Genomic DNA, 7,342 nt, shown 5'->3' with positions numbered 1-7,342 from the left:
GCCTCCTCGACCTCGTGGTGCTGTTTCCGATCGGCGTCATCGCCGGTTCGGCAGCCCTGCCTCTGGTGCTCTACCTGATCGTGGTGCTGCGTTCGTGCCTCGAGCACTCAGGATTGAACTGGAGCTACGGTCCCCTGGGCTGGCTGATCGTGTCGCCCAGCTTCCACGGAACCCACCACTCGAACGCCCCCGAACATATCGATCGAAATTTTGCCGCGGCGTTCGCCTTCTGGGACCACCTGTTCGGGACCTACGCCCGCCGGGGCGACGGGCCGCTCAGCTACGGCCTCGCGCACGAGGCCATTCCGCAAGGTTTCCTCTACGGCCAGATCGCCCCGATCCACGGCCTCTGGAAGCTCGCGCGGGGCAGGCGTCAGGCCGGGCCGGCGACCAAGGTGGAGATTGCGGCATGACCCTGCGCCTGCGTTCCAGCCTCGACGCTCCGGGACTCGCCGCCTACGCCGCGGCCCAGGTCAACGCCATGTTCCCCGACCCGGACCCGGTCGCCGGGGGCGATCTGCGGCCCGCCGTAGGGGCGGCCCTGCCCCGGCTCGAACACTGCTTCAGCCATGTGGCCAACAAGTATTTCTTCGACGGGGAGCAGGCGGTGTTCAGCCACCTGCACGGCGACCAGTACGCCATGTGGCTGTACCTGCTGGCGAACGAGCTGCACCGGCAGGGCGGCCCCGCCGGGACCTGCTCAAAGCTGTTCCTGCTGAACAAGGCGCTGCACGGGGTCGACGCCTTCTACGAGGTCGAGCTGCCGTCGGTCTTCCTGCTGGTTCATCCGCTCGGCACGGTGCTGGGGCGCGGAAACTACAGCGACTTCTTCGTGGCCTATCAGCGCTGCGGCGTCGGCTCCAACAACGACGTCTACCCCACCTTCGGCCGGCACGTGACGCTCAGACCCGGCAGCGCCGTGCTCGGCGCCTGCACCATCGGCGATCATTGCCAGATCGCCACGGAGTCTCTGGTGCTGGACCGCGACCTGCCTGACCATACGCTCTACATAGGCGGCCCGAAGACCGCGACGCTGAAACGCCAGGACAAGCCCTACCCGCTGTGGCGGGTGTGAGGACCCTCTCCCGATGACGACCGAACCGCTGATGCCGACCGATGCCCGCCCAAGCAACGAGGAAGCCGATTTCGCGGCCCTGCGCGCCCGGCTGCACCGGGTGATCCCCGGCGGGGCCCACACCTATTCGCGCGGCGACGACCAGTTCCCGTCGATCGCGCCGCCGGTGCTGGCCCGCGGCAAGGGCGCCTATGTCTGGGACACCCACGGCAACCGCTACCTCGACTACGGCATGGCGCTGAGGGCGGTGACCATCGGCTATGCCGACGACCGGGTGAACGCCGCCGCCATCCGCCAGATCGAGAACGGCGTGAACCTGACGCGCGCCACCGAGATCGAACTCGAGGCGGCCGAACTGATCTGCGACCTGATCCCCTGCGCGGAGATGGTCAAGTTCGGCAAGAACGGCTCCAACGTGACCACCGCGGCGGTCAAGATCGCCCGCGCCTATACCGGACGGCGCTACGTCTGCGTGCCGCGCCAGCATCCGTTCTTCTCGTTTGACGACTGGTTCATCGGCGTGACCGCCATCAAGCGCGGCACCCTGGCCGATCAGGCGGCGACCACGCTGGTGTTCGACTACAATGACATGGCGTCGCTGAAGGCCCTCTTCGACCAGTATCCCGACCAGATCGCTGCGGTGATGCTGGAACCGGCGACGCATATCTGGCCGCATATGGCCGACGGGACGCCCGGCCTGTCGCCCGAGCCGCACCACGGACCGGAGCATTACGCCGGCGGCTTCCTGCACCAGGTGCGCGACCTGGCCCATGCCCACGGGGCCCTGTTCATCCTCGACGAGATGATCACCGGCTTCCGCTGGAACCTGCGCGGGGCGCAGGCGACCTTCGGGATCGAGGCGGACCTGGCCACCTACGGAAAGGCCATGGCCAACGGCTTCTCGCTGGCGGCGGTGGTCGGCAAGCGCGAGTTCATGCAGGTCGGCTCGATCGACCAGCCGGGCATGGAGCGGACCTTCCTGCTGTCCTCGACCCACGGGGCCGAGATGCCGGCCCTGGGGGCCTTCGTCGAAGCCACGCGGATCAACGCCGCCGAGGACGTGCCGGCCCACCTGTGGGCCTATGGCGCAAGGCTGAAGGCCGGGCTGGCCGAGGCGGCGGGGCGGCACGGCCTGCAGGACCATGTGTTCATGGAAGGCCCGGCCGTCGCCCTCAACTATGTCACCCGCGACGCCGGGGGCGCGCCCTCCCTGCCGATGCGCACCCTGTTCGCGCAGGAGATGCTGAAGCGCGGGGTGATGATGCCGTGGCTGGCGATCTCGCAGGCCCACGGCGAGCCGGAACTGGCCATGACGCTGGAGGCCTTCGACGGCGCCCTGGCGGTCTACCGGCAGGCGCTCGACAGCGGCGTCGAGACGCAGCTGAACGGCCCGGCGATCAAGCCCGTCTTCCGGACCCACAACTGATGAACCGCACCCCCACCCGACTGGACGGGCAGGTCGCCGTCGTGACCGGCGGCGCCGGCATTCTCGGCCGGGTGTTCTGCCGGGCGCTGGTCGACGCGGGGGCGCGGGTCGCCGTGCTGGACCTGCGCGAGAGCGACGCCGGGGCGGCCGCGGCTGAAATCGGCGAGGCGGCCGCGGGCTTCGGCTGCGACGTTTCCGATCCGGCCTCGGTGACGGCCGCCGTCGAGGCCGTCATGGCCCGGTTCGGGCGGATCGACGTGCTGGTCAACAACGCCGCCACCAAGACCGCCGACGTGCGGGCCTTCTTCGAACCGTTCGAGACCTACAGCCTCGAAACCTGGCGCGAGGTCATGGGGGTCAACATCGACGGCATGTTCCTGATGGCCCAGGCCGTCGGGCGCGAGATGCTGAAGGCGGGCTCGGGCCGGATCATCCAGACCGCCTCGATCTATGGCCTCGTCGGACCCGACGACCGCATCTACGAAGGCTCGGACTATCTGGGCGGACCGATCAACACGCCGGCGGTCTATTCCGCGTCGAAGGCGGCCGTCGTCGGCCTGACGAAATGGCTGGCGACCCACTGGGCCGACAAGGGCATCCGGGTGAACTGCCTCGTGCCGGGCGGCGTCTCCAGCGGCCAGAACGGCGTGTTCGACCAGAAATACTCCGCCCGCACGCCCATGGGCCGCATGGCCCGGGCGGAGGAGATGGCCCCGCCGCTGCTGTTCCTGGCCAGCGACGCCTCGTCCTATGTCACCGGCCAGGTGCTGGCCGTCGACGGCGGGTGGACGGCCTGGTGACCAGTCAGAGGACCCGCGACCTCTTCCTCGTGGGGGTGAAGCTGGTCGACGTAGCGACGCGCGCCGGCTTCGTCCTGACCGCGACCTATGGTCTGGAGATCGCCCAGGCGGGGCGGTTCGGCCTGATCGCCACCCTGGTGGGCCTGTTCGCCTTCGCCTTCAATTTCGAGCGCCACATCGACATCCAGCGCCGCTCGGCCGGCGAGCCGCACGAGGTGTTCGACCGCCATGTCATCCAGGCGCTGAAATTCTTCGCCTTCAACTGGATGCTGATGGTCCCGCTGTTCGTGGCGGCCGTGGCGCTCTGGGCCCAGCCGGGGTGGGCCGTCCTGGCCTTCGCCGTGGTCATCGTGCTGGGCGAACACCTGTCGAACCAGGCCTACCAGTACGCCCTGATCAACCACCGCTACTATCCGATGCTGGTCGTGGTGGCGGTCAAGAACAGCGTGCTGGCGGCGGTGGTGCTGTACTACGCGCTGTTCGCCCGCGAGGCCTTCCACCTGACCTTCGTGATGCAGCTGTGGGCCTCCGGGGCCATCGCCTGCACAGCGGGGCTGGCGCTGCAGTTCGCCCGGCTGAACGCCTCGACCAGGAAGGGCGCGCCGTTCAGCTTCCGCACCGACATCCTCGGGCAGCACAAGGCTTCGCTGACCCATTTCCTGATCGGCCTGATCGCCATCCTGATCCTGCAGTTCGACCGGCTCGCGGTCGGCGGCCTGATGAGCTTCGAACAGACCGGCCTGTATTTCCGCCACACGCTGCTGGTCGCCTTCGCCTACCAGGCCTTCAATATCGCCTCGTTCAACCGCATCACCCCCGCCATCTTCGCCGAGGCGCGGGTCGAGGGCGTGCCGCACCTGCGCCGGCGGGTGCTGCGCGAGTATGGAAAGACCCTGGTCGGAGTGCCGCTGCTGCTGCTCGGGGCCTGGGCCGCGGACCGGCTGACGCAGGGGGTGTGGTCCGGGCGATTCCAGCTGAGCCTCGTGCTGATGGGGCTGCTGCTGGTAGGATTCGTGGTGCGGGCGGCGGCGGACTTCCACGCCCTGATCCTCAACGCCCGCCATGACGAGCGGCATATCCTGACCTCGCAGGGCGCCGCCTTCGCCGTCGGGGCGGTTCTGCTTGTTCTCCTGACCAGCCTGTTCGGGGTATACGGCGCCGCTTACGCCGCGATCACCACCTCGGTCCTCTATCTGCTGCTGGTCAGCCGGGCCGTCCGAAGACTGGAAGCATGACGACAGCCCTGATCTACGCCATCCACCGGACCCACGACTGGTGGCGTCATGTCGGCCGGAACCTCGGCTTCGACCGGGTGACGGTGCTCACCGACCGTCGCGGCGAGGGCGACCGCTGGATCACCGACGACTATTACGCCGCCTTCAAGGCCCGCAACGGGGCGAGAGATGAGGCCTCGCCGCTGCTGACCGCGGCCGAGGTCGACGACGTCATCGCCCGCTGCCGCGTGCTGCGCTGGCTGCCGAAGCGCAAGGCCGCCGCCATGGCGCTGGCGGTCGCCGACGCCATGGAAGCCCAGCTTGAGGCGCTGGCGCCGGACTATCTGGTCAGCTTCCCGATCGACAGCTACGTCCAGGACGTCCTGGCCCGGCTCGCCCGCAAGCGCGGCGTGCCGCATTTCGAGGTCACCGCCAGCGCCCTGCCCGACATGTGCATGCTGATGCACCGCGGGCGGCTGATCACCGCCGCGGCCGACCCGGAGCCGGCCCTGGTCGAGGCCAAGATCCATGAGATCGCCGACCCGCTGTTCACCCCCGCCTATGTCCAGGGCCAGGCCGCCTACACCCCGGCGCGCTTCCTGGGGACACTGGCCTATTTCCGCACCCGGGCGGCCTTCTTCAAACTGTATTCGTGGTGGCGGCGCGACCCGCTGAACCTGCACTACCTCGACGCCCAGCCCGTCCTCGGACACAAGGCGAAATGGCGCGACGTGCGGATCACCCGCCTGGTCGAGCCGGACTGGGAGGCGAAGCTGGAGGCCTTCCCGATGGAGCGCCGGGTGCTGTTCGGCCTGCAGCTCTTCCCCGAAGCCGCCATCGACTACTGGATCGAGGACCTCGACCTGCTGCGGCACGAGGACATGCTGGTCGAGGCGGCCCGCGCGCTGACGGCCGCCGGCTACCAGATCATCGTCAAGGATCACCCGCTGCAGTTCGGCTTCCGCCAGACTGAATTGCTTGACCGGCTCAAGGCCTTTCCCAATGTCGTCATCGTCCCCTACGAGGTCAGCGGCAACGCCCTGCTGGCGCGCTGCGGGGTCAATGTCACGGCGACGGGCACGCTGGGGCTGCAGGCGGGACTGCTCGGCAATGTCTCGGTCTGCGGCGAGGCCTACTATGTCACCGGAGGGGACTTCGTGGTGCTGCGCAACACGGCCGATCTGGAGCGGCTGGCGGCCACGGTGGCCGGGCGCAAGCCGCCCGCCTCCCTGCACGACCGCCAGGCCCGGATCATCGCCAATCTGCTGCGCGGCAGCTTCGACGCCGACTTCTTCTCGTTCCGTGGCTTCGACCCGGCGCAGCCGAACCCGGCCGCCGCCAAGCTGGGCCGCCGGCTCGGCGAGCGCATCCGCGCGCTGGGACCGGACGGCGAGGACTGGCACGGCCGGTTCATGCCTCCCGGAGGCGGCCGGCATGACGGATCGCCGCTGAACTGAGAGCCCGACGGATGAACAGCCGCACCGTCACCTCCGGCGAGCAGCTCGCGTTCACCCCGCCGACCGGCCGCTCCTGCGACGGATGCCGGTACGGGATTCGACGTCCGCTGCCGGGCCGGGGCGACCGCGCCGGATTGCTTGACCTTTGAAGGCCGATTTGGCTAGTGAACACGCGATTTCGCCGCGCGGATCGGGGCCGCCGGGATGGCCCCGGACGACCGCCGCGTCGGGGTCGGACCCGGGATGAGGATCCGCACCATGGCAGCCTCCGGCTATCTGACCGTCGAACCCGAATCCGGCGTGCAGCCGGTGGCGGACATCGGCTGGACACCGGCGCTGGTGGAGTACGAACGCCATGACGCCTATCGCGAGCTGATCGACCGGGCGTCGCTGGCGACGCGGCTGGAAGCCGGCCTGATCTTCGCGATCAGCATGGCCAAGCTGCTGGTCAAGCGGACCATCAAATACGAGTTCATTCCCTACGACGTCCGCGCCGACAGGTCGGTGGCCGGGCGGCTGCGCTTCGCCGGGACGGCGCTGCGCAACATCGTCAGCGGCGACGCCCGCAGCCGCAAGCTCTCGGCCGCCGAGGCGGACGCCGGCAAGATGGCCGAACACGGCATCCACGTCGTCACCATGCCCCGCGACCGTTTCGCCGTGCTGGAACAGGCGGCGCGTGTGGAGTTCGACCGTCTGGCCGCCCGTCGGGGCCGCTCGAACGGCAAGCGCCAGTTCGAGGAGTCGCGCGGCCAGGCGAGCCGGGCGGAACAGCGCGAGCTGTTCGACGCCATCGAAACCACGCTCAGGGAGGCGGGCATCTTCGACGTCGCCTCGGCCTATCTGGGACGCAAGGCGACGCTGGTCGACGTCAACCCGCAGATCAACGACACCACCGACACCTTCTGGCGCGACATCTTCCCCGACGCGGAGCTGAAGACCCTGCCGCCCACCGCCTACTGCCACCGCGACGCTTCGGGCGGCGACCTGAAGGCGATCATCTACATGACCGACGTCGGCGATCGGAACGGCCCGTTCAGCTATGTCGTCGGGTCCAACCGGATGAAGATCCGGCGGCTCGACGACCTGATCTGCGAAGCCAACGACTCGAACGGCCTGGCCGGGACCGACGCCAGGGCGCGGGCCCGGTTCGCCGCCCTGCCGCGCAAGCTTCGTCAGAAGGGATCCTTCGGCAACGACCTGACGCCCGACTCGGCGCTGGGCCGGGAGATCGGCCAGGGCCTGTGGGCGGTCACCGCCGGCCGCGGCTCGATCGTCCTGTTCGACACCAAGGGCATCCACCGCGGCGGCATGGTCGAGGCCGGAGAACGCCGGGTCATCACCTGCGTGATCGGATGAGGGTCGTCTTCGCC

The 7,342-nt window shown here is 69.0% G+C and carries 7 protein-coding genes; all 7 read left to right on the top strand.

The annotated features are described in order from the left end of the window. On the top strand, positions 1-413 hold a 413-nt coding region (locus tag VGD32_RS05095; protein WP_331030820.1), incomplete at its 5' end, for a sterol desaturase family protein. Continuing rightward, a complete protein-coding gene (locus VGD32_RS05090) occupies positions 410-1,075 on the top strand; it encodes a hypothetical protein (RefSeq protein ID WP_331030819.1) in 666 nt (221 codons plus the stop codon). The genes VGD32_RS05095 and VGD32_RS05090, both read left to right, overlap by 4 nt. 13 nt (positions 1,076-1,088) lie before the next feature. Then, positions 1,089-2,501 (top strand): glutamate-1-semialdehyde 2,1-aminomutase, encoded by a 1,413-nt coding sequence (locus VGD32_RS05085; RefSeq protein ID WP_331030818.1) that lies wholly within the window; start codon positions 1,089-1,091, stop codon positions 2,499-2,501. Then, a complete protein-coding gene (locus VGD32_RS05080; protein WP_331030817.1) occupies positions 2,501-3,301 on the top strand; it encodes an SDR family oxidoreductase in 801 nt (266 codons plus the stop codon). Before VGD32_RS05085 ends, VGD32_RS05080 begins: the two co-directional genes overlap by 1 nt. After that, positions 3,298-4,536, top strand: a complete 1,239-nt coding sequence (locus VGD32_RS05075; RefSeq protein ID WP_331030816.1) for a hypothetical protein — start codon at positions 3,298-3,300, stop codon at positions 4,534-4,536. Before VGD32_RS05080 ends, VGD32_RS05075 begins: the two co-directional genes overlap by 4 nt. After that, entirely contained in the window at positions 4,533-5,972 is a 1,440-nt protein-coding gene (locus tag VGD32_RS05070; RefSeq protein WP_331030815.1) for a hypothetical protein, read from the top strand. Before VGD32_RS05075 ends, VGD32_RS05070 begins: the two co-directional genes overlap by 4 nt. A 243-nt stretch (positions 5,973-6,215) precedes the next feature. Next, complete coding sequence (locus VGD32_RS05065; protein WP_331030814.1) at positions 6,216-7,328, top strand: hypothetical protein; 1,113 nt, start codon at positions 6,216-6,218, stop codon at positions 7,326-7,328. The last annotated feature ends 14 nt before the right edge of the window (positions 7,329-7,342 follow it).

The sequence above is a fragment of the Brevundimonas sp. genome (genome assembly GCF_036402095.1).
Classification (GTDB): Bacteria; Pseudomonadota; Alphaproteobacteria; order Caulobacterales; family Caulobacteraceae; genus Brevundimonas.
This window is presented reverse-complemented; position numbering and strand designations above follow the sequence as displayed.

Coding starts and splice junctions, on each gene's coding strand:
- VGD32_RS05080 (WP_331030817.1), top strand. CDS start 2,501: ATGAACCGCACCCCCACCCGACTGGACGGGCAGGTCGCCGTCGTGACC.
- VGD32_RS05070 (WP_331030815.1), top strand. CDS start 4,533: ATGACGACAGCCCTGATCTACGCCATCCACCGGACCCACGACTGGTGG.
- VGD32_RS05090 (WP_331030819.1), top strand. CDS start 410: ATGACCCTGCGCCTGCGTTCCAGCCTCGACGCTCCGGGACTCGCCGCC.
- VGD32_RS05085 (WP_331030818.1), top strand. CDS start 1,089: ATGACGACCGAACCGCTGATGCCGACCGATGCCCGCCCAAGCAACGAG.
- VGD32_RS05065 (WP_331030814.1), top strand. CDS start 6,216: ATGAGGATCCGCACCATGGCAGCCTCCGGCTATCTGACCGTCGAACCC.